The 24793-nt window shown below is 68.7% G+C and carries 21 protein-coding genes; 13 read left to right on the plus strand and 8 right to left on the minus strand.

All coding sequences use genetic code 11. The features are described from left to right. The 4 genes from thiS to ACTHN1_RS01195 all read left to right on the plus strand — a co-directional run. A partial coding sequence (thiS, locus tag ACTHN1_RS01180) for a sulfur carrier protein ThiS (RefSeq protein ID WP_440247020.1) occupies nt 1-201 on the plus strand: 201 nt, incomplete at its 5' end. Nucleotides 202-301: 100 nt separating this feature from the next. Continuing rightward, complete coding sequence (locus ACTHN1_RS01185; protein WP_440469145.1) at nt 302-1108, plus strand: thiazole synthase; 807 nt, start codon at nt 302-304, stop codon at nt 1106-1108. Nucleotides 1109-1112: 4 nt separating this feature from the next. Next, on the plus strand, nt 1113-1847 hold the full coding sequence (trmB, locus tag ACTHN1_RS01190; protein WP_440469146.1) for a tRNA (guanosine(46)-N7)-methyltransferase TrmB: 735 nt from the start codon (nt 1113-1115) through the stop codon (nt 1845-1847). 154 nt (nt 1848-2001) lie between these two features. After that, nucleotides 2002-3861 (plus strand): SLC13 family permease, encoded by a 1860-nt coding sequence (locus tag ACTHN1_RS01195; RefSeq protein WP_440469147.1) that lies wholly within the window; start codon nt 2002-2004, stop codon nt 3859-3861. Between the two features lie 93 nt (nt 3862-3954). On the opposite strand, the gene ACTHN1_RS01200 is transcribed toward ACTHN1_RS01195, so the two are convergent. Next, nucleotides 3955-4278, minus strand: coding sequence for a Rieske (2Fe-2S) protein (locus ACTHN1_RS01200; protein WP_440469148.1), 324 nt, complete (start codon nt 4276-4278; stop codon nt 3955-3957). Between the two features lie 94 nt (nt 4279-4372). On the opposite strand from ACTHN1_RS01200, the gene ACTHN1_RS01205 reads away from it, so the two are divergent. The 4 genes from ACTHN1_RS01205 (at nt 4373) to ACTHN1_RS01220 (ending at nt 7645) form a co-directional block, all read left to right on the plus strand. Next, entirely contained in the window at nt 4373-4651 is a 279-nt protein-coding gene (locus ACTHN1_RS01205) for a hypothetical protein (protein ID WP_440469149.1), read from the plus strand. Between the two features lie 60 nt (nt 4652-4711). Beyond that, on the plus strand, nt 4712-5419 hold the full coding sequence (locus ACTHN1_RS01210) for a fumarylacetoacetate hydrolase family protein (protein WP_440469150.1): 708 nt from the start codon (nt 4712-4714) through the stop codon (nt 5417-5419). Nucleotides 5420-5705: 286 nt separating this feature from the next. After that, a complete protein-coding gene (gene mscL, locus ACTHN1_RS01215; RefSeq protein WP_440469151.1) occupies nt 5706-6110 on the plus strand; it encodes a large-conductance mechanosensitive channel protein MscL in 405 nt (134 codons plus the stop codon). A gap of 119 nt (nt 6111-6229) precedes the next feature. Next, nucleotides 6230-7645, plus strand: a complete 1416-nt coding sequence (locus ACTHN1_RS01220) for a M20/M25/M40 family metallo-hydrolase (protein WP_440469152.1) — start codon at nt 6230-6232, stop codon at nt 7643-7645. Nucleotides 7646-7747: 102 nt separating this feature from the next. Here ACTHN1_RS01220 and ACTHN1_RS01225 read toward each other — a convergent pair whose 3' ends face one another. The 7 genes from ACTHN1_RS01225 to cysD form a co-directional block, all read right to left on the minus strand. Next, nucleotides 7748-8617 (minus strand): TrmH family RNA methyltransferase, encoded by an 870-nt coding sequence (locus tag ACTHN1_RS01225; RefSeq protein WP_440469153.1) that lies wholly within the window; start codon nt 8615-8617, stop codon nt 7748-7750. A gap of 1 nt (nt 8618) precedes the next feature. Beyond that, nucleotides 8619-10118 carry an alanine/glycine:cation symporter family protein gene (locus ACTHN1_RS01230; protein ID WP_440469154.1) on the minus strand — a complete coding sequence of 500 codons (1500 nt, stop codon included), beginning with the start codon at nt 10116-10118 and terminating at the stop codon, nt 8619-8621. Nucleotides 10119-10242: 124 nt separating this feature from the next. Beyond that, the gene (locus ACTHN1_RS01235) at nt 10243-10797 is read right to left on the minus strand and encodes a GNAT family N-acetyltransferase (RefSeq protein WP_440469155.1); all 555 of its coding nucleotides are present in this window, start codon (nt 10795-10797) and stop codon (nt 10243-10245) included. Further along, a complete protein-coding gene (locus tag ACTHN1_RS01240) occupies nt 10790-13924 on the minus strand; it encodes an efflux RND transporter permease subunit (protein ID WP_440469156.1) in 3135 nt (1044 codons plus the stop codon). Before ACTHN1_RS01240 ends, ACTHN1_RS01235 begins: the two co-directional genes overlap by 8 nt. A 3-nt stretch (nt 13925-13927) precedes the next feature. After that, on the minus strand, nt 13928-15007 hold the full coding sequence (locus ACTHN1_RS01245; protein WP_440469157.1) for an efflux RND transporter periplasmic adaptor subunit: 1080 nt from the start codon (nt 15005-15007) through the stop codon (nt 13928-13930). 114 nt (nt 15008-15121) lie between these two features. Beyond that, nucleotides 15122-16999 carry a sulfate adenylyltransferase subunit CysN gene (gene cysN / locus ACTHN1_RS01250; protein WP_440469158.1) on the minus strand — a complete coding sequence of 626 codons (1878 nt, stop codon included), beginning with the start codon at nt 16997-16999 and terminating at the stop codon, nt 15122-15124. Continuing rightward, nucleotides 16999-17910 (minus strand): sulfate adenylyltransferase subunit CysD, encoded by a 912-nt coding sequence (gene cysD, locus ACTHN1_RS01255; protein WP_440469159.1) that lies wholly within the window; start codon nt 17908-17910, stop codon nt 16999-17001. The genes cysN and cysD overlap by 1 nt, the downstream gene beginning before the upstream one ends. Nucleotides 17911-18117: 207 nt before the next feature. Between cysD and ACTHN1_RS01260 the strand changes: the two genes are divergently transcribed. From ACTHN1_RS01260 to ACTHN1_RS01280, 5 genes are all read left to right on the plus strand, one after another. Then, the gene (locus ACTHN1_RS01260) at nt 18118-19959 is read left to right on the plus strand and encodes an assimilatory sulfite reductase (NADPH) flavoprotein subunit (protein ID WP_440469160.1); all 1842 of its coding nucleotides are present in this window, start codon (nt 18118-18120) and stop codon (nt 19957-19959) included. 123 nt (nt 19960-20082) lie between these two features. Continuing rightward, nucleotides 20083-21783: an assimilatory sulfite reductase (NADPH) hemoprotein subunit gene (gene cysI, locus ACTHN1_RS01265; RefSeq protein ID WP_440469161.1), complete on the plus strand. Its 1701-nt coding sequence runs from the start codon at nt 20083-20085 to the stop codon at nt 21781-21783. Further along, nucleotides 21780-22502 carry a phosphoadenylyl-sulfate reductase gene (locus ACTHN1_RS01270; protein ID WP_440469162.1) on the plus strand — a complete coding sequence of 241 codons (723 nt, stop codon included), beginning with the start codon at nt 21780-21782 and terminating at the stop codon, nt 22500-22502. The genes cysI and ACTHN1_RS01270 overlap by 4 nt, the downstream gene beginning before the upstream one ends. A gap of 221 nt (nt 22503-22723) precedes the next feature. After that, nucleotides 22724-23989: a sensor histidine kinase gene (locus tag ACTHN1_RS01275; RefSeq protein WP_440469163.1), complete on the plus strand. Its 1266-nt coding sequence runs from the start codon at nt 22724-22726 to the stop codon at nt 23987-23989. Continuing rightward, on the plus strand, nt 23982-24746 hold the full coding sequence (locus ACTHN1_RS01280) for a LytR/AlgR family response regulator transcription factor (protein ID WP_440469164.1): 765 nt from the start codon (nt 23982-23984) through the stop codon (nt 24744-24746). Before ACTHN1_RS01275 ends, ACTHN1_RS01280 begins: the two co-directional genes overlap by 8 nt. Nucleotides 24747-24793: the final 47 nt, after the last annotated feature.

A 24793-nucleotide genomic window follows, 5' to 3' on the forward strand; every position in this document is an offset into this window, starting at 1 on the left:
ATGAACATCCTCCTCAACGGCGACTCGCGCGAAGTCGCCGACACCTGCACGCTCGCGCAACTCCTCGACGAGTCCGGCTACGCCGCCAGGCGCATCGCGGTCGAAGTCAACCGCGAGATCGTTCCGCGCAGCCGCCATGCCGAGGTTCGCCTCGCCGACGGCGATCGCGTCGAGATCGTGCACGCGATCGGCGGCGGTTGAGCCTCGCGCGATGATGCGCCCGACGCAGGCGCGCCGGGCCGCGCATGCGCGGCCCGAAATCGGCGAAAATGCTGCGTTCGACCCAGCCGATGCCGCCGCCATGAACACGCTTGCCCAATCGCCGCTCGCCACCGACACGCTCGTCATCGCGGGCAAGCCATATCGTTCGCGCCTGCTGACGGGCACGGGCAAGTTCAAGGACCTCGACGAGACGCAGCGCGCGACCGAGGCCGCGGGCGCGCAGATCGTCACCGTCGCGGTGCGGCGCACGAACATCGGCCAGGATCGCGACGCGCCGAACCTGCTCGACGTGCTGCCACCGGATCGCTACACGATCCTGCCGAACACGGCGGGCTGCTACACCGCCGACGACGCCGTGCGCACCTGCCGGCTGGCCCGCGAACTGCTGGACGGCCACACCCTGGTGAAGCTGGAAGTGCTGGGCGACCAGAAGACCCTGTATCCGGACGTGGTGCAGACCCTGACCGCGGCCGAGAAGCTGGTGGCCGACGGCTTCCAGGTGATGGTCTACACCAGCGACGACCCGATCCTGGCCCGCCGCCTGGAGGACATCGGCTGCGTGGCGGTGATGCCGCTGGCCGCGCCGATCGGTTCGGGCCTGGGCATCCAGAACCGATACAACCTGCTGGAAATCATCGAGAACGCCAAGGTGCCGGTGCTGGTCGATGCCGGCGTGGGCACCGCCTCGGACGCCGCCATCGCGATGGAACTGGGTTGCGACGGCGTGCTGATGAACACCGCGATTGCCGGTGCGCGCAATCCGCTGCTGATGGCCAGCGCGATGCGCAAGGCGGTGGAAGCCGGCCGCGAGGCATTCCTGGCCGGCCGCATTCCGCGCAAGCGCAATGCCTCGGCGTCCAGCCCCATCGACGGCCTGATCGGTTGAGCCGATGACCGATCCGTTCTCCAGTCCCGGCGCCAAGACGCCGCCCAAGCCGTTCACGGTGGAGGAAGGACGGCGCCAGATCCGCAGTTTCGTGCTGCGCCAGGGCCGCTTCACCGAGGCCCAGCAGCGCGCGTTCGACACGCTCTGGCCGCGGTTCGGGCTGGATTACACCGGCCAGCCGCGCGACTACGACGCGGTGTTCGGGCGGCACGCGCCGCGGGTGCTGGAAATCGGCTTCGGCAACGGCGAGGCGCTGCGCTTCGCCGCCGCGCAGGATCCGGATCGCGACTACATCGGCCTGGAAGTGCACGCGCCCGGCGTGGGCCGGCTGCTGAACGCGCTGGCCGAGGACGGCAGCGATCACGTCCGCCTCTACCACCATGACGCGGTCGAAGTGCTCCAGCACGAGGTCGCCGACGGCTCGCTGGACGAGATCCGCATCTACTTCCCCGATCCCTGGCACAAGAAGCGCCACAACAAGCGGCGCCTGATCCAGCCCGGATTCGCCGCCCTGCTGGCGGCCAAACTGCGCAGCGGCGGGCGCTTGCACGCGGCCACCGACTGGCAGGACTATGCCGAGCAGATGTGGGATGTGCTCGACGCCACGCCCGGCCTGCGCAACCGGGCCGGTCCGCGCGGACACGTGCCGCGCCCGCCGTGGCGGCCGCAGACGCATTTCGAGACCCGCGGCCAGAAGCTCGGCCACGGCGTGTGGGATCTGCTGTATGACCGGGACTAGGAATCAGGGAGCCGGGATTGGACGTCTTCGCCACACCGCCTGACCGCCGCGCCGGCGCCGCGCCCGGCCCGCGCCGCCAGCGCGCCTGCCCCGGCACATCCCGAATCGCCACCCTCGACGGCCGCATGGCCGGCCATCCCGAATCCAGGCCGTGATGGAAAACGCGCTGACGCTGACCAACGACATGAAGCTCGTGCTCGGGCTGGTCGGCTTCACGATGGCGATGTTCCTGTTCGAGCGCATCCGCGCCGATCTGGTCGCGCTGGTGGTGCTGGTGATCCTCGGCATCACCGGCCTGATCGCCCCGGAGGAAATCTTCGGCGGCTTCTCCGGCAACGCGGTGATGAGCATCATCGCCACCATGATCCTGGGCGCGGGGCTGGATCGCACCGGCGCGCTGAACCGGCTGGCCTCCTGGCTGCTGCGGCGCGGGCACGGCATCGAGCAGCGGCTGCTGCTGATGACCACCGCCATCGCCGGCCTCAATTCCTCGTTCATGCAGAACCCGTCGGTGATGGCGCTGTTCATGCCGGTCGCCTCGCGCCTGTCCTCGCGCACCGCGCTGTCGCTGCAGCGGCTGCTGCTGCCGATCGCCGCCGCCATCGTGATGGGCGGCGCGCTGACCATGGTCGGCAACTCGCCGCTGATCCTGCTGAACGACCTGCTGGTCTCGGCCAACAACAACCTGCCCTCCGGCATGGCCACGCTGGAGCCGCTGCGCATGTTCGCGCCGCTGCCGATCGGCGTGGCGCTGCTGCTGGCCTCGCTGCTCTACTTCCGCTACTACGGCGACAAGAAGCTGAAGGAAGAGACCGAGACCAGCGTGACCCCGGCGCGCACCGAGAGCTACTTCGCCAATACCTACGGCATCGAGGGCGACGTGTTCGAGCTGCTGGTCACCGCGGAAAGCCCGCTGGTGGGCATGTCGCTGGGCGAGGCCGAGGCCATGCACGACGCGCCGCTGATGCTGGCGCTGCAGACCGGCAACGACACCCGCCTGGCGCCGCCGGCGGACATGCGCATCTGGGTGGGCAGCGTGCTGGGCGTGATGGGCCCGCGCCCGCAGGTGGCCGACTTCGCGCAGAACCATTTCCTGCGCATGTCCTCGCGGCTGCGCCACTTCGGCGATCTGTTCAATCCCAGCCGCGCCGGCATCTCCGAGGCGGTGATTCCGCCCACCTCCAAGTTGATCGGCAAGACCGCCGCCGATCTGCGCCTGCGCAAGCAGGCCGGCATCAGCCTGCTGGCGATCAACCGCGACAAGAAGGTGCTGCGCGAGGATGTGCGCAAGATTCCGCTGCGCGCCGGCGACATGCTGGTCTTCCACAGCATCTGGACCGATCTGCACCAGGCCGCCGAGAGCCGCGACTTCGTGGTGGTGACCGATTACCCGAAGGGCGAGCAGCGCCCGCACAAGTTCAAGATCGCGATGACCATCTTCGCGGTCACCATCATCATCGCGCTGACCTCCAAACTGCCGGTCTCGCTGACCCTGATGACCGGCGTGGCCGGCATGCTGCTGACCGGCGTGCTGCGCATGGACGAGGCCTACGCGGCGATCAACTGGAAAACCGTGTTCCTGATGGCGGGGCTGATTCCGCTGGGCTGGGCGATGGACAGCAGCGGCGCGGCCGCGTGGGTGGCCGGTCACACCGTCGAGCGGCTGCCCGAGGGCATGCCGGTCTGGCTGATCGAAATCGCGGTGGCGCTGCTCACCACCGGCTTCTCGCTGGTGATCAGCCACGTCGGCGCGACCATCGTGATGGTGCCGATGGCGATCAACCTGGCGCTGGCGGCCGGCGGCAATCCCACCGCGTTCGCGCTGATCGTGGCGCTGTCGGCCTCCAACAATCTGATGACCGCCTCCAACCCGGTGATCTCGATGGTCACCGGACCCGCCAACTACACCTCGCGGCAGATGTGGCGGGTCGGCGGACCGCTGTCGCTGATCTATACCGTGGTGGTGGTGCTCGCGGTCAACGCGCTGTTCTGGTGGAACGGCCGCGCGGGTTGAGGCCGATGGCCCTGATCCGTCCGTGATGATCGCGGCGGCGAAGGCCAGGCAAGGAGTTCGCGGCTGACGCCGCTGCCATAGGCCCCGATTCCGTCAGGCCAGCCGCACCATCCCCTCGGTCACCCGCACCGGCACCGCCCGCAGCGAATCGCCACGGCAGGGACCGGCCACGCAGTCGCCGCGCTGCAGTTCGAACGAGGCGCCGTGCGCGGCGCAGACCAGCAGGCCGTCCTTGCTTTTCAGGAACTTGCCGGGCGCCCAGTCCAGCCGGCGGCCGGCATGGGGGCACACATTCAGCCAGGCGCGCACTTCCGCGCCCTGCCGATAGAGCAGCAGGGACTCGCTATCTCCGTCGATATCGGCTTCGACTTCGGCGAAACCACCGTCTTCTATGCTGTCCAGCGCTATAAGAACCATGGCCGTCTTAACGAACTTCTCACACCGTCATATTCTTGTCACCGGATACTGCTCGCCACCCGGCTCCGGCCGCATTGTGTCACGACCCATCGCCATGTTCGCACGCAGCTTCCAGTTCAACGCCTTCCGTTCCGCCTTCGCGCCGCGCAAGCCGCGCCATCCGCTGCTGCGGCTGGCCATCGGTCTGCTGGGCCTGGGCGTGCTGTGCGTGCTGGTGTTCTTCAGCGTGTTCGTGGGCGCAGCGATGATCGCCGCCGGCCTGCTCTACAAGCTGTTCAAGCAGCGCGGCAAGCCGATCGCGCGCGGCGGCGACCGCGTGGTCGAGGGCGAGTACCAGGTGGTGCGCAAGCCGGTGCTCCCGCTGTCGCGCTGATCGCGGCGGACGCCTACACTCAGCGGCTGTTTTCCTGCCCGGCACCGGCCGGCCGCTGACATGACCGATCTGTTTCCCGCTCCTCCCGTTCCGCGCGTCCCGGTGCGCGGTGGCGGCACGTTCCCGGTGCGCCGCATTTTCTGCGTCGGCCGCAACTTCGCCGATCATGCCCGCGAGATGGGCGCCACCGCGCCGGCCTCCAGGGACGAACGCGGACAGCCGACGTTTTTCCACAAGCCCGCCGACGCCATCGTCGTCGACGGCACCGATGTGCCCTACCCGCCCGGCACCCGGGATCTGCACCACGAAGTCGAACTGGTGGCCGCGCTCGGCCACGACGCGCCCGCCGGCCCGCTCGACGCCGCGCAGGCGCAGGCGCTCGTGATTGCCTACGGGGTCGGCCTGGACCTGACCCGCCGCGACCTGCAGGGCGCGGCCAAGGCCAAGGGCCTGCCCTGGGACACCGGCAAGGGCTTCGATCATTCGGCGCCGATCAGCGAACTGGTGCCGGCGGCCGAGGTGGGCGAACTGGCGCCGCGCACGCTGACCCTCGCCATCAACGATCAGGTGCGCCAACACAGCGCGCTGTCGAATCTGATCTGGGACGTGCCCGAGATCGTGCAGGAGTTGTCCAGGCTGTATGCGCTCAAGGCGGGCGACCTGATCTTCATGGGCACCCCGGCCGGCGTGGCCGCGCTGCTGCCCGGCGATCGCTTCACCGCATCGCTGGACGGCGTGGTCGAACTGCGGGGCACGATCGTCGGCTGAAGCGGCACTTCCGCGCCCCGTGTCGGAACCCGATTCCAGGGCGGTCGGCCGGACATCGACCGCCCGCCACCTCGGCCAACCCCGTCGTCCCGGCGAAAGCCGGGCCCCATGCCGGTTTCTTCCGCTTGTTTCTTCGGTGCCACGTCGACGCCGCCAGCGCCGCAATGGATTCCGGCTTTCGCTGGAATGACGACGAAAAAGAGCATGGGGAGGATGCGTTCTTCACCGGCCACGGTATAGTTTTGCGCGTACGGGCACGGCCGCCCGGATCACGAGGACCTCCAGCATGGGCATGATCAGCGAGTTCAAGGAATTCATCGCACGCGGCAACGTCGTCGATCTGGCGGTCGGTGTGGTGATCGGCGCCGCCTTCGGCAAGATCGTCACCACCCTGGTGGACAAGATCATCATGCCGCCGATTGGCCTGCTGGTCGGCAGCGTGGATTTTTCCAAGCTGGTGTGGACGCTGAAGGAAGCCAGTCTCGATGCCGCCGGCAAGGAAGTCCCGGCCGTGGTCATCGGCATCGGTGAGTTCATCAATACGCTGATCCAGTTCGTCATCGTCGCCTTCGCCATCTTCCTGCTGGTCAAGGCGGTCAACCGCCTGCACAAGAAGGCGCCGGAAGCGCCGGCCGCCACGCCCGAGGACGTCCTGCTGCTGCGCGAGATCCGCGATTCACTGAAGAAGTAAGCCACGACTCGCTTCACAATCGAGGAAAGCCGCGGGCTGCTAAGCTCGCGGCTTTCCCATTTCCAGCCCGTCTCCAGCCGGTTTCCAGCCCATTTCCAGCCTGTCCCCAGGGGTACTCCATGCGTCTGACGCCGTTGTTGCTCGCCCTCAGCCTGTCCCTGCCGTCCCTGTCCGCGCACCCCGCGCAGAAACCCACCCGCATCCCCGATGCCGCTCTGGCCACCGCCGCGCAGCTGCGCGAGCAGGCGTTGGCGGACGACACCGGCTGGAAGGTGGTGGAATCGCTGACCACCGAGATCGGCCCGCGCCTGGCCGGCAGCGAGGCCGACGCGCGCGCGGTGGCCTGGGCCACCGCCAAGTTCAAGGCGCTGGGTTTCGACAAGGTGTGGACCGAACCGGTGACCTTCCCCAAGTGGGAGCGCCGCAGTGAACACGCCTCGGTGCTGGGCACGCATCCGCAGCCGCTGACCGTGACCGCGCTCGGCGGCAGCCCGGGCGGCACGGTGGAAGCCGAGATCGTGCGCTTCGCCGATCTGGCCGCGCTGGAGGCCGCGCCGGAAGGTTCGCTGGCCGGCAAGATCGCTTTCGTCGATTACCAGATGAAGGCGGATCGTTCCGGCAGCGACTACCGCAATGGCGGCGCGATCCGCTCGCGTGGCCCGTCGGCGGCGATCCGCAAGGGCGCGATTGGCTATCTGATGCGCTCGGCCGGCACCGATCACCATCGCGTCGCCCACACCGGCATCACCCGCTTCGACGACGGGCTGACTCCGGTGCCGTCGGCCTCCCTGACCATCCCTGACGCCGATCAGCTGGCGCGCCTGCTGGCGCGTGGTCCGGTGAAGGTGCGGATGGCGCTGGACTGCGGCTGGGACGGCGAGGCCACCTCGTACAACGTGATCGGCGAAATCACCGGGCGCAGCCTGCCCAGGGAAGTGGTGGTCATCGGCGGCCACCTGGATTCGTGGGACCTGGGCACCGGCGCCATCGACGACGGCGCCGGCGTCGCCCTGACCATGGCCGCCGGCCATCTGATCGGCCAGCTGAAGCAGGCGCCGAAGCGCACCATCCGCGTGGTCGCCTTCGCCAACGAGGAACAGGGCCTGTACGGTGGCCGCGCGTACGCGGAGAAGCACGCCGCCGACGTGCGCCTGCACCAGATCGGCGCGGAGAGCGATTTCGGCGCCGGCCGCATCTACGCCTTCAACACCAGCGCGCCGGACTACGCCCGCGACGCGACCCGCCAGATCGCCGAGGCGCTGGCGCCGCTGGGCATCGAGTACCAGGCCGACAAGGGTGGCCCGGGTCCGGACATCAGTCCGTTCGCCGCGCAGGGCCTGGCCTGGGGCTGGCTGGCGCAGGACGGCAGCGACTACTTCGATCTGCATCACACCGCCGACGACACCCTCGACAAGATCGATCCCAAGGCGCTGGCGCAGAACGTCGCCGCCTATACCGTGTTCGCCTATCTGGCGGCGGAAGCCGAGGGCGGATTCGGCAGCGAACCCAAGCAGGTCAGGCCGCCGCAGGAATGACGGCGTTCGTCGTCCGGGCATGAAGAAAGAGCGGGCCGTGGGCCCGCTCTTTTTTGGGAGCGAAGGATGCCGGTAATCGAAGCCGCATCCGCGCGCCGCGGCTCAGCCCTTGCGCAGGCGCTGCCGCCACTGGGCCAGGAACACGGCGGTCGCCGAGGCCACGTTGAGGCTTTCCACCGCGCCGGTGCCGGGAATGGACAGGCGCGCGTCGCAGGCGGCGGCCAGTTGCGCGTCCATGCCCTCGCCCTCGGCGCCCATCACGTAGATCAGCCGCTCCGGCAGGCGTGCGGCGAACAGATCATCGCCCCCGCGCACCACCGTCGCCGCCAGCGAGAAACCCGCGCCGCGCAGTTGCGCGATCGCATTGGCGGTGTTGCCCAGGCGCACCAGCGGCACCTGCTCCGCGCCGCCCTCGGCCACCCGCGCCGCCGCGCCGGACAATGCCAGCCCGCCCTGCGGCGGCAGCAGGATCGCCGATACGCCGAAGTGGGCCGCCGAGCGCAGGATCGCGCCGAAGTTGTGCGGATTGCCGACCCCGTCCAGCCAGAGCGCCGACGCCGGGCCGGCCGGCAGTTCGCGCAGCCAGTCGCCCAGCGCCCGCGGTTCGGTCTTGCGCACGTCGACGACGATGCCTTCGTGGTGTTGGCTGGCGGCCAGTCGATCCAGATCGTCCTCCGCCACCACCCGATATCCGACCCGATGCTTCACGCACCAGGCCAGCAGCGCCTTGAAGGAGGGAATCCGCGCTTCGGTCAGATAGACCTTGCGGATGGCGTCCGGACGCCGCGCGAACACGGCCTGCACGGCGTTGATGCCGTACAGCCGCAGCTCGTCACGCGAGCCCGCCACCGGCGCCGCGCGCGCTTCGTCGCGCGGGGCGGGCGGCCGCGGCGGCCGCGGCGGACGCGACGGCCGATCGCCGGAGCCGGTTCCGCGCGGCGGGGTTGGACGCCTGTCCCAGGGACTGCTCATGTCAGTGCGGCTTCTTCTTCCAGAAATCGGCGTTCTTGACCCCGGCCACGTCCGGATCGAACACCGGGTCCAGGCCCAGCTTCTTCTGCCGTTCGTAATCGCGCAGCGCGGCCATGGCCGGCTTGTGCAGGATCAGGATCGCGATGATGTTCAGCCATGCCATCAGGCCCACGCCGATGTCGCCCAGCGCCCACGCGGTCTTGGCGTTGTGGAACGCGCCGAAGATGACCATGCCGATGATGCCCAGGCGCAGCAGCAGCACGGTCAGCGGACGGCGCCGGTTGCCGTTGACGTAGCTCAGGTTGGTCTCGGCCATGTAGTAGTAGGCCATGATGGTGGTGAAGGCGAAGAAGAACAGCGCCACCGCCACGAAACCCGCGCCCCAGCCCGGCAGCACCGATTCCACCGCCGCCTGCGCGTAGCCCGGTCCTTCCTCGATGCCGGGAGGCATGCCGGTGTACAGATGCGGGCCCTTGTCGGGCGAGTAGACGTTGTACTTGCCGGTGGTCAGGACCAGGAACGCGGTCGAGGTGCACACCATCATGGTGTCGAAGTAGATCGCGAATGCCTGCACGTAACCCTGCTTGGCCGGGTGCGACACCTCGGCGGCGGCGGCGGCGTGCGGGCCGGTGCCCTGGCCCGCTTCGTTGGCGTAGATGCCGCGCTTGACGCCCCACTCCACGGCCAGGCCCAGGATCGCGCCGAACGCCGCGTGGGTACCGAACGCGCTGCTGAAGATGACCCGGAACATCTCGGGCACCTGTTCGGCGTTCAGCGCCATCACCGTGACCGCCATCAGGATGAAGCCGGCGGCCATGAACGGCACCACGATCTCGGCGAAGTTGGCGATGCGCTTGACGCCGCCGAAGATGATGATCGCCAGCAGGATCGACACCGTGATGCCGATGCCCAGCTTGAACGCATCGCGCGCCGGCATGCCCAGCCACTGGCCGTCCATCGGACCGCACAGGGCGGTGCCCTGGCAGACGTTGGCGGCGCTGTCGGCGATCGCGTTGGCCTGCACGCCGGGCATCAGGAAACCGGTGGCGGCGATGGTGGCGACGGCGAACAGCAGCGCATACCACTTCAGGCCCATCGCCTTTTCGATGTAGTAGGCCGGACCGCCGCGATAGCGGCCCTCGGCGTCCTTGACCTTGTAGATCTGGGCCAGGGTGGATTCGACGTAGGAAGTCGAGGCGCCCAGGAAGCCCATCACCCACATCCAGAACACCGCGCCCGGGCCACCGAAGGCGATGGCGGTGGCCACGCCGGCGATGTTGCCGATGCCGATGCGGCCGGCCATCGACATGGCCAGCGCCTGGAACGAGGACACGCCGGCCTCGGATTTCTGCCCGCTCACCGTCAGCCGCAGCATTTCGGCAAAGCCGCGCACCTGCATGACGCGGGTGCGGATGGTGAAGTACAGGCCGGCGCCCAGGCACATGACGATCAGTGCCTTGCTCCAGATGATGCCGTTGACGGCATTGATGATGGCTTCCACGCAGTCTCCCCAGCCCAAAAAGAAAGTCCCCGTCACCGGGGGCCGGTCGATTCTCCACGAATCGGCCCGGCCTGCGAAGCCCGGAAAGGGAGAATCTTCCGCTGAACAGGGGATCCGGCGGGGTTCAGTGCGCCGTCGGGGTCCGCAGGCGCGAGAACACGCGCAGATCGTGCAGCTGCCCGTCCTTGCGGATGGCGTGGCGCAGCAGCCCTTCTTCCTGGAACCCGTTCTTGAGCAGCACCCGCGCCGAGGCCGGATTGATGTCCAGCACGTTGGCCTGCACGCGGTGCAGCTGCAGGTGGTCCATCACCCACGGCACGTAGGCGGCCACCACCCGGCTCATCAGCCCCTGGCCCCAGTAGCGGCGCCCCAGCCAGTAGCCGAGATCGGCGCTGCCGCTGCGCTCGCCCGGGCGCGGATGCGCGCCGATGCCGCCGCAGGCGCGGCCGTCGATGTCGATGGCGAACACCGGATCGTTCAGATCCACCACTTCGCCGGCGAGGAAGCGCCAGGCGTCCTCGCGCCGGTACGGGTGCGGGAAGCGCTCGCTGAGCCCGCGCACGACCTGCGCGTCGTTGGCGTGCCGCAGCAGCCAGCGGGCGTCTTCCGCGCGCCAGGGCCGCAGCCTGAATCCATCGCCCTGAATCGTTTTTTCTTCCATGCCTTCCAGATCAACCATGACCGCCTACCGGGGGAGTTTCGTCTTCCAGTCGCCGCAGTTCATGCGCCACGGCTTCGGGGGAACGTGTGAACGGCGCCAGCAGCGCGTAGAACGCCGGCACCACGTACAGCGACAACAATGTGGAGAAGGAGACGCCGAAAATGACCACCACGCCGATCGTGGCGCGACTGGCCGAACCCGGCCCGCCGGCGACCACCAGCGGCACCGCGCCCATCACCGTGGCCACGGAGGTCATCAGGATCGGGCGCAGGCGCACCTTCGAGGATTCGGCGATGGCGCGGGCCACGCTCATGCCTTCGTCGCGCAGCTGATTGGCGAACTCGACGATGAGGATGCCGTTCTTCGCCGCCAGGCCGATCAGCATCACGATGCCGATCTGGCTGAACAGGTTGAGCGTGCCGCCGGTGACCCACAGGCCGATCAGCGCGCCCAGCACCGCCAGCGGCACCGTCAGCATGATCACCAACGGGTGGATGAAGCTCTCGAACTGCGCCGCCAGCACCAGGTAGACGATCAACAGGGCCAGGCCGAAGGTCAGCAGCACCGCGCCGCCGGCTTTCAGGTACTCGCGCGATTCGCCCTTCCAGTCGATCTGCGCGTACTCCGGCAGTTCCTGCTGCGCGGTCTGCCGGGCCCACTCCATCGCCTCGCCCAGGGTGTAACCCGGCGCCAGCGAGGCGCTCAGGGTGATCGCGCGCAGGCGGTTGAAGCGGTTGAAGCTGCCCGGCTCGGCGATTTCCGACAGGGTCACCAGGTTGGACAGCGGAATCAGTTCGCCCGCGCCGCCGCGCACGTAGGTATTGGTCAGGTCGGCCGGCGAGGAACGGCGCTCGCGGTCGGCCTGCATCAGCACGTCGTACTCCTCGCCGTTGTCGACGAAGGTGGTGACCTGGCGCGAGCCCATCATGGTTTCCAGGGTGCGGCCGATTTCCTGCACCGATACGCCCAGATCCGCCGCGCGGCTGCGGTCGATGTTGACCCGCATCTGCGGCCGGGTTTCCTTGTAGTCCGAATCCACGCCGTACAGGCCGGGATTCTGTTCCATGCGCGCCATCATCCGATCGCGCCACTGCGACAGTTCGTTGTAGTCCGGCCCGCCGAGCACCATCCGGAACGGCTGGCCGCCGCCGCGGACCAGGCCGGTGCGCTGGGAGGGCTGGGCGCGGATGCCGGGCATCTTCTCCAGTTGGCCGCGCACCGACTCCAGCACCTCGGTGGTGCTCTCGTGGCGCTTGCTCCAGTCCTGCAGGAACACGATCACCTGGCCGGTATGCATCTCCTCGCTGGCGCCAAAGCCGCCCGGCACGCGGGCGTTGGCGCGCTGGATCGGCTTGCCTTCGCCGATGTTGTCGGCGAACAGATGTTCAACCTGCTGGATCTGTTTCACGGTGTAATCGAAGCCCGCACCTTCCGGTCCCTGGATGGAGACGAAGAAAGAGCCGCGATCCTCCATCGGCGCCAGTTCCTTGGGCACGCGCAGGCCCAGCACCGCCGCCACCGCCAGGCAGGCGCCCATCGCCACCAGCAGGATCAGCAGGATGCGCCGGCCCGGCATCGCCACCAGCCGCTGCACCTGGTGGCCGTAGCCCTCGCTGAGCCGGCCCAGCTGCCGGTTCATCCAGGCATTGAAGCCCTTCGGCTTGCTGTGCGGGCGAACCAGCTTGGACGACATCATCGGGGTCAGCGTCAGGGCGACGAAGGCCGAGATCGCCACCGCCGCCGCCAGCGCCACCGACAGTTCGCGGAACAGCCGGCCGGTGTTGCCCTCCATGAAACCCACCGGCAGGAACACCGCCACCAGCACCGCCGTGGTGGCGATGACCGCGAACGCCACCTGCGCGGTGCCGCGACGGGCGGCCACCAGCGGCGGCTCGCCGAGATCCGCGCGGCGCTGGATGTTCTCCAGCACCACGATGGCGTCGTCCACCACCAGGCCGATGCACAGCACCAGCGCGAGCAGGGTCAGCAGGTTGATCGAGAAGCCGAACGCGTACAGCGCGATGAACGAGGTGATCAGGCAGACCGGCACCGTCACCGCCGGAATCAACGCCGCGCGCAGGCTGCCCAGGAACAGCCAGATCACCGCGAACACCAGGATCATCGCCTCCACCAGGGTGGCGTACACGCGCTCGACCGAGGCCTCGATGAACACGGTGCTGTCGTAGGCGACGAAGATGTTGGTGCCTTCCGGCAGGGTCGGGCGGATGCGCTCGGCCGCCGCGCGCGCGGCGCGGGCCACGTCCAGCGCATTGGCGGTCGAGGTCTTGACGATGCCCAGGCCGACGTTGGGCTGGCCGTTGCTGCGGAAGTAGGCGCGGCGCTCGGCGGTGGTCAGTTCGACCTTGGCCACGTCGCCGACCCGCACCACGTAGCCGTCGGCGCCCTTGGTCAGCGGCATCCGCGCGAACTGTTCGGCGGTCATGTAGCCGCGCTCGACCCGCAGGGTGAAGTCGCGGGTTTCCGATTCGATGCGGCCGGCCGGCAACTCGATGTTCTCGCGTCGCAGCGCCGCCTCCACGTCGCCGGCGGTGATGCCGCGCGCGGCCATCGCCGCTCGGTCCAGCCAGATCCGCATGGCGTAGCGCTGCGCGCCGCTGATGCGCACCTGCGCCACGCCGTCCAGCGCGGACAACTGGTCGACGATGTAGCGATCCGCATAGTCGGTCAGCTGCAGCGTGTCCATTTTGGTCGAACTCATGTTCAACCAGAGAATCACGTCCGCATCGGCTTCGACCTTCTGCACTTCCGGCGGATCCGCCTCGTCGGGCATGCGATCCATCACCCGGCTGACCTTGTCGCGCACGTCGTTGGCGGCGGCCTCGATGTCGCGGGTCAGGGTGAACTCGATGGTGACCTGCGAACGCCCGTTGGAGCTGCGCGACTCGATGGTCTCGATGCCCTCGATGCCGGCCAGCGCGTCCTCCAGGATCTGGGTGACGCGGGTTTCGACCACCGCCGCCGACGCGCCCGGATAGGTCACGTCCACCGATACCACCGGCGGATCGATGTTGGGCAGTTCCCGCAGGGTCAGCCGCATGAACGACATCACGCCCAGCACGATCAGCAGCAGGCTCATCACCACGGCCAGCACCGGCCGCTTGATCGACAGGTCGGACAGCTTCATCGATCAGCCCTTTCTGGCGGCGGGCGCGCCGGCGTCGCCTTCGGTGATCTTCGCGCCGGGGCGCAGTTTGCCGGTGCCGTCGACGACGATGCGCTCGCCCGCCTTCAGCCCTTCGAGAATCTCCACCCGGCCCTCGCGGCGCACGCCGGTGCGCACCTTCACCTGCTCCACGCTGGTGTCGGCCTTGACCCGGTACACGAAGGTATCGCGTCCCACCTGCACCACCGCGATTTCGGGAATCACCAGCGCCTGCCGTTCCGGCCGGAACAGGTTGACGTTGAGCAGCATGCCCGGGCGCAGCGCGCGATCCGGATTGGCGAACACCGCGCGCACGGTGATCGCGCGGGTGGCGGGATCGACGCGGGCGTCGATCGTCTCCACGGTGCCGTCGAAGGCGCGCCCGGGAAAGGCGGCGGTGGTCGCGCTGACCGCGTCACCGTTGCCGACCGAGGCCAGCGCCGCTTCCGGGACCTGGAAGTCCACGTACATGCGCGAGACGTCATCGAGGGTGGCGATGACGGTGCTGGCGGTGATCAGCGAGCCCGGGCTGACCTGGCGGATGCCGAGCACGCCGGCGAACGGCGCGCGCACGCTGCGATCGCCGATGTCGGCCTTCATCTGCTGCACGCGCGCGGCGGCGGCGTCGCGCAGGGCCAGTTGGGTATCCAGGGTCGAGCGGGCGACCAGTTGCTGTTCGGCCAGTTCCTTCTGCCGCCGGTACAGCCGCTCGGCTTCCGCGTAGGTCGCCTCGGCCTGTTCCAGCGACGCCTTGGCGGCATCCCCGCGCAGGGTCACCAGCACCTGTCCGGCCCTGGCGTCCTGGCCGCTCTCGAAATGCACGTCCTGCACGATCTCGCTGACCTTGGCGGTCAGGGTCACCGACTCGCGGGCCTTGGCGGTGCCCAGCGCCTCCAGGGTGTCATTCCATGCCGAGGGCTGGATCACCTGGGTGGTCACCGGCACCGGCCGATCACCGCCCTGCCTGCCCCCGCCCGCGTCTGCGGACTTTCCTCCGCAGGCGGTCAACAGGAACATCGACGCGGCGACGGCCAGCGTCGCCCGCAATCCGGTTCGGCTCAGCATGCATGTACCGTAATGATCGTTATCACGTGAAGTTTACCTTCACGTCATGAACGAAAAAGCGCACGAAGGCGTTGACAGGGCCATGACTAACGACCCTTGTGCAACGCCGGATCGCTAGGCCAGTCCCAGTTTTTCGAGTACCCGCAGCGCCAATTGCTCCGGGCTCTCTGCGCCGGCATCCAGCCGCAGGTCGGGATGTTCCGGTGCTTCGTACGGCGAGTCAATGCCGGTGAAGTTCGGAATCTGGCCGGCACGCGCCTTGCGGTACAGGCCCTTGACGTCGCGCTGCTCGGCGAGCGCCAGCGGAACGTCGACGAAGATCTCCAGGAATTCGCCTTCGCCGAAGCGCTCGCGTGCCATCTGCCGCTCCGCCCGGAACGGCGAAATGAAGCTGACCAGCACGATCAGGCCGGCGTCGGTCATCAGCCTGGCGACCTCGGCCACGCGGCGGATGTTCTCCACCCGGTCCTCGGCGGTGAAGCCGAGATCCCGGTTGAGGCCATGGCGCACGTTGTCGCCGTCGAGGATGAAGCTGTGATAGCCCAGCGCGTGCAGGCGCTTGTCGACCAGATTGGCGATGGTCGACTTGCCCGCGCCGGACAGGCCGGTGAACCACAGCACGCGCGGCTGCTGGCCCTTGATGCGCGCACGCGCCGCCTTGTCCACGTCCAGGTGCTGCCAGTGCACGTTGCCGGCGCGACGCAGCGCGAAATCCAGGGTGCCGGCGGCCACCGTGTGGTTGCTCTGGCGATCGATCAGGATGAAGCCGCCGAGGCTGCGGTTTTCCGCGTACGGCGCGAAGGCGACCGGCTCTTCCAGGCTGAGGTTGCAGTAACCGACCTCGTTGAGCTCCAGCCGCTTGGCCGCCAGGTGTTCCTGGTTGTTGACGTCGACGCGGTGCTTGATCTCGCTGACCGAGGCGGCCACCGTGCGCGTGCCGATCTTCAGCCAGTACGGACGTCCCGGCAGCAGCGCGGCATCGTCCATCCACAGCACGTGCGCGGCGAACTGATCGGCGACCTGCGGCGGATCGTCGGCGGCGGCGATGACATCGCCGCGGCTGATGTCGATCTCGTCGGCCAGGGTCAGGGTGATCGCGTCGCCCGCGCCCGCCTCCGCCACCTCGCCATCCGGACCCAGCACCTGGGCCACCCGCGAACGGCGTCCCGACGGCACCACCACCACCGTGTCTCCGGCGGCCACGCGGCCGGCGGCGACCGTGCCGGCGAAGCCGCGGAAGTTCTGGTGCGGGCGGTTGATCCATTGCACCGGCAGGCGGAACCCGCCGGCGCCGGCGGCATTCTCCACCGGCACGGTTTCCAGGTGGCGCAGCAGGCTCGGGCCGTCGTACCAGGGGGTCCGCGACGAACGCTCGATCAGGTTGTCGCCTTCCAGCGCCGACAGCGGCACGCACAGCACGTCGGTGATGCCCAGTTGCGCGGCCAGCGCGCGGTATTCGCCGGCAATCGCCTCGAACACGGCCGGATCGAAATCCACCAGATCCATCTTGTTCACCGCCAGCACCACATGGCGGATGCCCAGCAGCGAGACAATGTAGCTGTGCCGGCGCGTCTGGGTCAGCACGCCCTTGCGCGCGTCCACCAGCACCACCGCCACGTCCGCGGTCGACGCGCCGGTGGCCATGTTGCGGGTGTACTGCTCGTGGCCCGGGCAGTCGGCGACGATGAACTTGCGCCGCTCGGTGTCGAAGTAGCGGTAGGCCACGTCGATGGTGATGCCCTGCTCGCGCTCGGCGGCCAGGCCGTCCAGCAGCAGCGCGTAGTCGATGTCGCCGCCCCGGGTGCCGTGCCGGCGGCTGTCCTTTTCCAGCGCCGCGAGCTGATCGTCGAACAGCCGCTTGCTGTCGTGCAGCAGGCGTCCAATCAGGGTGCTCTTGCCGTCGTCGACGCTGCCGCAGGTGATGAAGCGCAGCAGCGGCTTCTCTTCGTGCTGCCGGAGATAGGCGGCGATGCTGTTGCCGTCGGGATTCATCAGAAATATCCCTCCAGCTTCTTCTTCTCCATCGATGCGCCGGGATCGTGATCGATCACCCGGCCCTGGCGCTCGGAGGACGTGGTCACCAGCATCTCGGCGATGATCTTCTCCAGGGTGTCGGCGTCGGATTCAATCGCGCCGGTGAGCGGATAGCAGCCCAGGGTTCGGAACCGCACCCGGCGCAGCCGCGGCTGTTCGCCCTCGTGCAGGGGCAGGCGCTCGTCGTCCACCATGATCAGCGCGCCATCGCGTTCCACCACCGGGCGTTCGGCGGCGAAGTACAGCGGCACCACCGGGATGCCTTCGCGGTAGATGTACAGCCAGATGTCCAGTTCGGTCCAGTTGGACAGCGGGAAGACCCGCACGCTCTCGCCCTTGTGGATGCGGGCGTTGTACAGGTTCCACAGCTCGGGCCGCTGGTTCTTCGGGTCCCAGCGATGGCGGTCGTTGCGGAACGAGAACACGCGCTCCTTGGCGCGCGATTTTTCCTCGTCGCGACGGGCGCCGCCGATGGCCGCGTCGAAGCCATGCTGGTCCAGCGCCTGCTTCAGGCCCTGGGTCTTCATCACGTCGGTGTGCACGGTCGCGCCGTGGCTGATCGGGCCGACGTCGCGGGCGATGCCGTCGGGATTGATATGGACCTTCAGCTCGACGCCGGTCTCGGCCACCCGGCGATCCCGGAAGGCGATCATCTCGCGGAATTTCCAGCGCGTATCCACGTGCAGCAGCGGAATCGGCGGCCGCCCCGGCGCGAACGCCTTGAGCAGCAGGTGCAGCAGCACCGAGCTGTCCTTGCCCACCGAATACAGCAGCACGGGATTGCGGAACTCGGCCGCCACCTCCCGCAGGATGTGGATGCTCTCGGCTTCCAGGCGGTCGAGGTGGGACAGATGCTGGGAAATGCTCATCAAAAACGGCTGCGATACGTGAAGGGACGCCGATGCAAAGCGTACCAGTTGCCGCCGTTGCGTTCGCCGGGAGGCCACAGAGCATTCCACGCCGCCCCCGGGCCCGGAAATAAGCCAGGGGGATAAGGCCATAACCAGCCGTCCTTTCTGCGTGGCGCAACGGGTTCCTAACATCGGGTTCCCTTCCGCGCAAGGCGATTGCCCGCGATGACCGCTTCCTCCTCCGCACTGGCGCCCAGCCCCCTGGCCGAGGAGCGTCGTGCGCTGCTGGCACGGTTGGTGGAAGGGCTGGATGCGCCGACGCTGTGGTGGCTGTCCGGCTACACCGCCGGCCTCGCCCAGGGCCAGCACGCGCCGCAGCTGGCGGTGCTGCCCGGCGGCCAGGCCCAGTCCGGACAGCGCCTGACCGTGGTCTACGGCAGCCAGACCGGCAACGCCCGCCGGGCGGCCGAGAAGATTGCCCAGGAAGTCGAAGCCAGCGGACTGCCGGTGCGGCTGCTGCGCGCCGATGCCTACCCCACCCGCGAACTGGCCAGCGAGCGCCTGCTGTACGTGGTGATCAGCACCCAAGGGGAAGGCGATCCGCCGGATGACGCGATCGGATTCGTCGAATTCCTGTCCGGCCGGCGCGCGCCGAAACTGCCGGAACTGCGCTACGCGGTGCTCGGCCTGGGCGATTCCAGCTACGCCGACTTCTGCGGCATCGCCCGCCGCCTGGACGCGCGCCTGGCCGAGCTGGGCGGCCAGCGCCTGTTCGATCCGGGCCTGGCCGATCTGGACATCGAGACCATCGCCGATCCGTGGCGGAACCAGGCGCTGACCCACGCCCGCGAACACCTCAAGCCCCAGAGCAGCACGCCGCTGGCCACGGTCACCCCGCTGCGCCCGGCGCATGCGGCCTCCGCGTGGTCGCACGAAAAGCCGTTCGCGGCCGAACTGCTGCTCAACCAGAGCATCGCTGGCCGTGACTTCAAGGGTTCGGCATTCGGCCAGCACGGCGCGCGCGACAAGGACGTGCGCCACCTCGAACTGTCGCTGGCCGGCAGCGGCCTGCACTACGAGCCCGGCGACGCGCTGGGCATCCGCCACCGCAATCCGGATGCGCTGGTGGAATCGATTCTCCAGGCCGCCTCGCTGCCGGGCGAGACCGAAGTCGGCCTTCAGGGCGACACCCTGCCGCTGCGCGAATGGCTGGCCAGCCGCCGCGAGCTGACCCGGCTTTCGCGCCCGTTCCTGGCCGAGCACGCCGCGCAGGCGGGCGCCGACGATCTCAACGCCCTGCTGGCGCCGGCGCAGCAGCCGTCCCTGGCCGGTCTGCTCAACAGCCACCAGATCGTCGACGTGCTGCGGCGCTGGCCCGCGCACTGGGAAGCCCACGAGCTGGTCGCGGCGCTGCGTCCACTCGCGCCGCGGCTGTACTCCATCGCCTCCAGCCGCAAGCGGGTCGGCGAGGAAGTCCACCTCACCGTCGACGTGCTGGCCTACGAGGCCTTCGGCCAACCGCATGGCGGCGCCGCCAGCGGCTTCCTCGCCGAACGCGCGGAAGGCGACACGGTGCCGGTCTACATCGAGGCCAACGAACGTTTCCGGGTCCCCGCCGATGGCGCGCGCGACATCCTGATGATCGGCCCCGGCACCGGCATCGCGCCGTTCCGCGGTTTCGTCCAGGAGCGCGCCGAGACCGGCGCGCGCGGCCGCAACTGGCTGTTCTTCGGCGCCCGCCACTTCAATCACGATTTCCTCTACCAGTCCGAATGGCAGGACGCCCTGCGCGAGGGTTCGCTGCACCGGCTGGACCTGGCGTTCTCGCGCGACCAGGCCGACAAGATCTACGTGCAGCAGCGCCTGCGCGAACACGCCCGCGAGGTCTACGCCTGGCTCGATGGCGGCGCGCACCTGTACGTCTGCGGCGCCATCGGCATGGGCAAGGACGTGCATGCCGCCCTGCTCGACATCGTCCGCACGCAGGGCGGCCACGACGAAGACACCGCCGCCGAATACCTGGCCCGCCTGCAATCGGAAGGCCGCTACTGTCGTGACGTGTACTGAAACGGGAGCAGGGAATCGGGAAAGGGGGAATCGTCAAGGCGGTTCCACGCGACCGGATCCACCACGCTCACCCATAGGCCGCTTCGCATCGATTTCCGATTTTCCATTCCCGATTTCCGTCCAATGTCCCACTCCGTAGAAGACATCAAATCCGAAAGCCGGCGCCTGCGCGGCAGCCTGCTGGAGAGCCTGGCCGATCCGGTGACCGGGGCGCTGCGCGAGTCGGATCAGACCCTGATCAAGTACCACGGCAGCTACCAGCAGGATGACCGCGATCTGCGCGACGAGCGCCGCCGGCAGAAACTGGAGCCGGCCTACCAGTTCATGATCCGCACCCGCACGCCCGGCGGCGTGGTCACCCCGGCGCAATGGCTGAAACTGGACGCCATCGCCACCCGTTACGCCAATCATTCGCTGCGGATCACCACCCGCCAGGCGTTCCAGTTCCATGGCGTGATCAAGCGCGAGCTCAAGCCGACCATGCAGGCGATCAACGCCGCGCTTATCGACACCCTGGCCGCATGCGGCGATGTCAACCGCAACGTGCTGGTGGCGGCCAATCCGCTGCTGTCGCGGGCGCACGCGCAGGTGCAGGCATGGGCGGCGCGGCTGTCCGAGCACCTGCTGCCCAATACCCGCGCCTACTACGAGATCTGGCTGGACGAGGAACGCGTGGCCGGCAGCGGCGAGGAGGAGGAACCCGTCTACGGCGCCACCTACCTGCCGCGCAAGTTCAAGATCGGCTTCGCGGTGCCGCCGCTCAACGACGTGGACGTGTTCGCCAACGATCTGGGCTTCATCGCGATCCTGGAGGACGGCGAACTGGCCGGCTTCAACCTGGTGATCGGCGGCGGCATGGGCGCCACCCATGGCGACGCCGCCACCTATCCGCGGCTGGGCAACGTGGTCGGCTTCGTGCCGCTGGAAAACCTGCTGGACGTGGCCACCGCCGTGGTCACCACCCAGCGCGATTTCGGCAACCGCGAACTGCGCAAGCGCGCCCGCTTCAAGTACACCATCGACGATCACGGCCTGGAGGTCATCGTCGGCGAGATCGAACGCCGCGCCGGGTTCGCGCTGCCGCCCGCGCGCGCCTGGCGCTTCGAACACAACGGCGACCGGTACGGCTGGGTGGAAGGCGAGGACGGCCGCTGGCACCTGACCCTGCATTTCTTCGCGGGCCGCATCGCCGACACCGCGCGGTCCACCCATCTGACCGGCCTGCGCGAGATCGCCGGCATCCATCGTGGCGAGTTCCGCCTCACCCCCAACCAGAACCTGGTCGTCGCCGGCGTGCCGGCCGGCGAGCGCGAACGCATCGATGCCCTGGTGCGCGCGCATGGCCTGGACGACGGCCGCCGCGCCGGCACCGCGCTGGCGCGCGCCGCGGTCGCCTGCGTCGCCCTGCCCACCTGCGGGCTGGCGATGGCCGAAGCCGAACGCTACCTGCCCGATTTCAGCGCCCGCCTGGAACCGCTGCTGGATCGGCATGGCCTGCGCGACGCGCCGATCCTGCTGCGCATCTCCGGCTGCCCCAACGGCTGCTCGCGCCCGTACCTGGGCGAGATCGCGCTGGTCGGCAAGGCGCCCGGCCGCTACAACCTGATGCTGGGCGCGGATCACCGTGGCCAGCGCCTCAACACGCTGTACCGCGAAAACATCACCGAGGCGGAAATCCTGGAGGCGCTGGATCCGCTGCTGGCCCGCTACGCGCGCGACCGCGAGGCCGACGAAGGCTTCGGCGACTTCCTGCACCGCAGCGGCGTGATCGCCCTTCCGCCCTATCCCACCCACCGACAGATTGCCCTGGAGCTGCACGCATGAGCGCGCCGCAAGCCGTGACACCGACCGAATCCACCGAGGACATCACCGCCCTCAATGCGCGCCTGGAAGCGCAACCGGCCGAGGCGCGGGTGCGCTGGGCGCTGGCCAACGGCCCGGCGCAGGCGGCGATGTCCTCCAGCTTCGGCGCGCAGGCCGCGGTGCTGCTGCACATGCTCACCCGCCAGCAGCCGGATCTGCCGGTCATCCTGATCGACACCGGCTACCTGTTCCCGGAAACCTATCGCTTCGCCGACGAACTGACCGAGCGGCTCAAGCTCAACCTCAAGGTATTCCGCCCGCTGGTCAGCCGCGCCTGGATGGAGGCGCGTCACGGTCGCCTGTGGGAACAGGGCCTGGTCGGCATCGAGCAGTACAACAACCTGCGCAAGGTCGAGCCGATGCGGCGCGCCCTGGCCGAGCTGGACGTGGGCACCTGGTTCACCGGCCTGCGCCGCAGCCAGGCCAGCAGCCGCGCCAACGCGCCGATCGCCGAATGGCGCGGTGCGCGGCTGAAGGTCAATCCCATCGCCGACTGGACCGATCGGGAGGTATGGCAATACCTCAAGCAGCATGACCTGCCCTATCACCCGCTGTGGGAACAGGGCTACGTGTCCATCGGCGACTTCCACACCACCAGCCGCTGGGAGCCGGGCATGCGCGAGGAGGACACGCGCTTCTTCGGGCTCAAGCGCGAATGCGGCCTGCACCTGGACGTGTGACCCGCGCCGACGGCTGACGCCTTGACCGGCGACCCGGCCGCGTGTCGCCCGCGCCGATGGCAGGGATCGGCGCGGCGGCCGCCGCCGGTGTCGCCACCTGATCGGCCCCGTCCCCTGCCGACCCGCCTTCATCGCCCGAATCCGGCTTCCGTCGCCCGCCCCCTTCCCGCCCGGCACGGGCCGGCTATGCTCCGCGGCAATCCAACACCGACGGATCCGCCGTGTTCGCCAGCCTCTTCTTCATCGTTCGCATCTTCGCCGCCTGGACCGGCGTGCTGATGCTCGCCGGCCTGCTCTGGGCCGGTACCTACAACGTCATCACCCACAACGACGACGCCCCGGGACCGGTATTCGCCCTGCTGGCGCTGCTGGTCGCGCTGTCGGTGGTCATCAGCACCTTCTCGCATCTGCGCCGGGTCAGCCTGGTCGCCGGGCGCCTGGATCACGACACCCTGTCCAACCGCCAGCACCGGCGCATCGAAATTCCGCTGGAGGCCGACGAGGCCTTCCTCCTGCTCGAATCGGCGGTGCGCGAACTTCCGCGGGTGGAGGAAGTGGAAAGCGCCCGCGACAGCCTGCAGGTCAAGGCCAAGCTCAAGCGCATCGATCCCTACGGCAATGATCGGCCCTCGCGCTACAACGTGTTCAACTGGTTCAGCACCAAGCGCAACCAGGTCCTGGCCACCGTTACCCCGGGCGCCGGCAGTTGCAGCATCTCGCTGCTGTGCGAGCCCGAAGCCAGCACCTGGAGCGATCTGCTGAAGGTCGACAACGGCACCAACCTGGAAAACGCGGAAGCCATCGTCCGCGCCATCGCGCGCCGAATCGGCGAACGCCGGCGCGAGGAAAAGGCCGACACCGCGCAGACCGTCACCGAGAAGGAACTGACGGTGGCCAAGCTCAACCTGCTGCAGGCCCAGGTGGAACCGCATTTCCTCTACAACACCCTGGCCAGCGCGCAGGTGCTGACCCGCACGGATCCGGCGCGCGCCGACCTCATGCTAGGCCACCTGATCCAGTACCTGCGGCGTTCGCTGCCGCGCGCCGAGAACGCCATGTCCACCCTGGGCGAGGAAGCCGAACGCGCCGAAGCCTATCTGGAAATCCTGAAGATCCGCATGGGCGCGCGCCTCAATACCCAGGTGGAGATTCCCGAGGCGCTGCGCGACGTGGCGATGCCCTCGATGATGCTGCAGACCCTGGTCGAGAACGCCATCAAGCACGGACTGGAACCCAAGCCCGGCGGCGGCACCATCTGGGTCATCGCGCGCGAACAGGAAGGCCGAGTGGCGATCACCGTCGCCGACGACGGCCAGGGGTTCGGCAACCAGACCGGCGGCACCGGCATCGGCCTGAAGAACCTGCGCGAACGCCTGCACCTGACCTACGGCAGCCACGCTTCGTTCGCGATCATCTCCAACTTCCCGCAGGGCGTGGCCGCCACCCTCAACCTGCCGCTGGCGGCCACCGGGGTGTCCCGTGGCTAAGGCCGTGATCGCCGAAGACGAGGAACTGCTGCGCACCGCGCTGGCTTCGCTGCTGCGCGACACCTGGCCGCAGCTGGAGCTGGTGGCCGAGTGCGAGGACGGCGCCTCGGCGCTGGAGGCCATCGCCGAGCACCAGCCCGACGTGGCGTTCCTGGACATCCGCATGCCGGGGCTGACCGGACTGGAAGTCGCCACCGCGATCACCGAGGCCAGCCCGGCCACCCAGATCGTGTTCGTCACCGCCTACGACCAGTACGCGATCGACGCGTTCGATCAGGGCGCGGTCGACTACCTGCTCAAGCCCATCACCCGCGAACGCCTGGCCACCACCGTCCAGCGCCTGCAACAACGCAGCGGCCACCATCCCGATGCCGCCACCCTGGCGGCCCTGCTCAGGCAGATCGGCGGCCGCGCGTCGGCCGACGACAAGCCGCCGCTGGTCTGGATCACCGCCAGCACCGGCAAGGAGACCCGGCTGATCCTGATCGACGACGTCGCCTACTTCCGTGCCGACAACAAGTACACGGTGGTGATGACCGCCGAAGGCGAGGCGCTGCTGCGCACGCCGCTGCGCGAGCTGCTGGACGCGCTGGATGCGCGGATCTTCAAGCAGATCCATCGCTCCACCATCGTCAACCTGAAGGCGGTGGCCTCGATCACCCGCGACGATGCCGGCCGCGGCGTGCTCAAGCTGCGCAACCGCCCGGAAACCCTGCTGGTCAGCCAGCCCTTCATGTCCCTGTTCCGCGGCATGTGAACACCGCCGTGACATCACCCCGACACGCACCGCCATCGAGGCCCGCC

The organism is Pseudoxanthomonas sp. (assembly GCF_051953815.1).
GTDB lineage: Bacteria > Pseudomonadota > Gammaproteobacteria > Xanthomonadales > Xanthomonadaceae > Pseudoxanthomonas_A.

Bases quoted from the DNA above. Each gene is read 5' to 3' on its own strand.
- ACTHN1_RS01185 (WP_440469145.1), top strand. From the start codon at position 302: ATGAACACGCTTGCCCAATCGCCGCTCGCCACCGACACGCTCGTCATC.
- trmB (WP_440469146.1), top strand. From the start codon at position 1,113: ATGACCGATCCGTTCTCCAGTCCCGGCGCCAAGACGCCGCCCAAGCCG.
- ACTHN1_RS01195 (WP_440469147.1), top strand. From the start codon at position 2,002: ATGGAAAACGCGCTGACGCTGACCAACGACATGAAGCTCGTGCTCGGG.
- ACTHN1_RS01200 (WP_440469148.1), bottom strand. From the start codon at position 4,278: ATGGTTCTTATAGCGCTGGACAGCATAGAAGACGGTGGTTTCGCCGAA.
- ACTHN1_RS01205 (WP_440469149.1), top strand. From the start codon at position 4,373: ATGTTCGCACGCAGCTTCCAGTTCAACGCCTTCCGTTCCGCCTTCGCG.
- ACTHN1_RS01210 (WP_440469150.1), top strand. From the start codon at position 4,712: ATGACCGATCTGTTTCCCGCTCCTCCCGTTCCGCGCGTCCCGGTGCGC.
- mscL (WP_440469151.1), top strand. From the start codon at position 5,706: ATGGGCATGATCAGCGAGTTCAAGGAATTCATCGCACGCGGCAACGTC.
- ACTHN1_RS01220 (WP_440469152.1), top strand. From the start codon at position 6,230: ATGCGTCTGACGCCGTTGTTGCTCGCCCTCAGCCTGTCCCTGCCGTCC.
- ACTHN1_RS01225 (WP_440469153.1), bottom strand. From the start codon at position 8,617: ATGAGCAGTCCCTGGGACAGGCGTCCAACCCCGCCGCGCGGAACCGGC.
- ACTHN1_RS01235 (WP_440469155.1), bottom strand. From the start codon at position 10,797: ATGGTTGATCTGGAAGGCATGGAAGAAAAAACGATTCAGGGCGATGGA.
- ACTHN1_RS01240 (WP_440469156.1), bottom strand. From the start codon at position 13,924: ATGAAGCTGTCCGACCTGTCGATCAAGCGGCCGGTGCTGGCCGTGGTG.
- ACTHN1_RS01245 (WP_440469157.1), bottom strand. From the start codon at position 15,007: ATGCTGAGCCGAACCGGATTGCGGGCGACGCTGGCCGTCGCCGCGTCG.
- cysN (WP_440469158.1), bottom strand. From the start codon at position 16,999: ATGAATCCCGACGGCAACAGCATCGCCGCCTATCTCCGGCAGCACGAA.
- cysD (WP_440469159.1), bottom strand. From the start codon at position 17,910: ATGAGCATTTCCCAGCATCTGTCCCACCTCGACCGCCTGGAAGCCGAG.
- ACTHN1_RS01260 (WP_440469160.1), top strand. From the start codon at position 18,118: ATGACCGCTTCCTCCTCCGCACTGGCGCCCAGCCCCCTGGCCGAGGAG.
- cysI (WP_440469161.1), top strand. From the start codon at position 20,083: ATGTCCCACTCCGTAGAAGACATCAAATCCGAAAGCCGGCGCCTGCGC.
- ACTHN1_RS01270 (WP_440469162.1), top strand. From the start codon at position 21,780: ATGAGCGCGCCGCAAGCCGTGACACCGACCGAATCCACCGAGGACATC.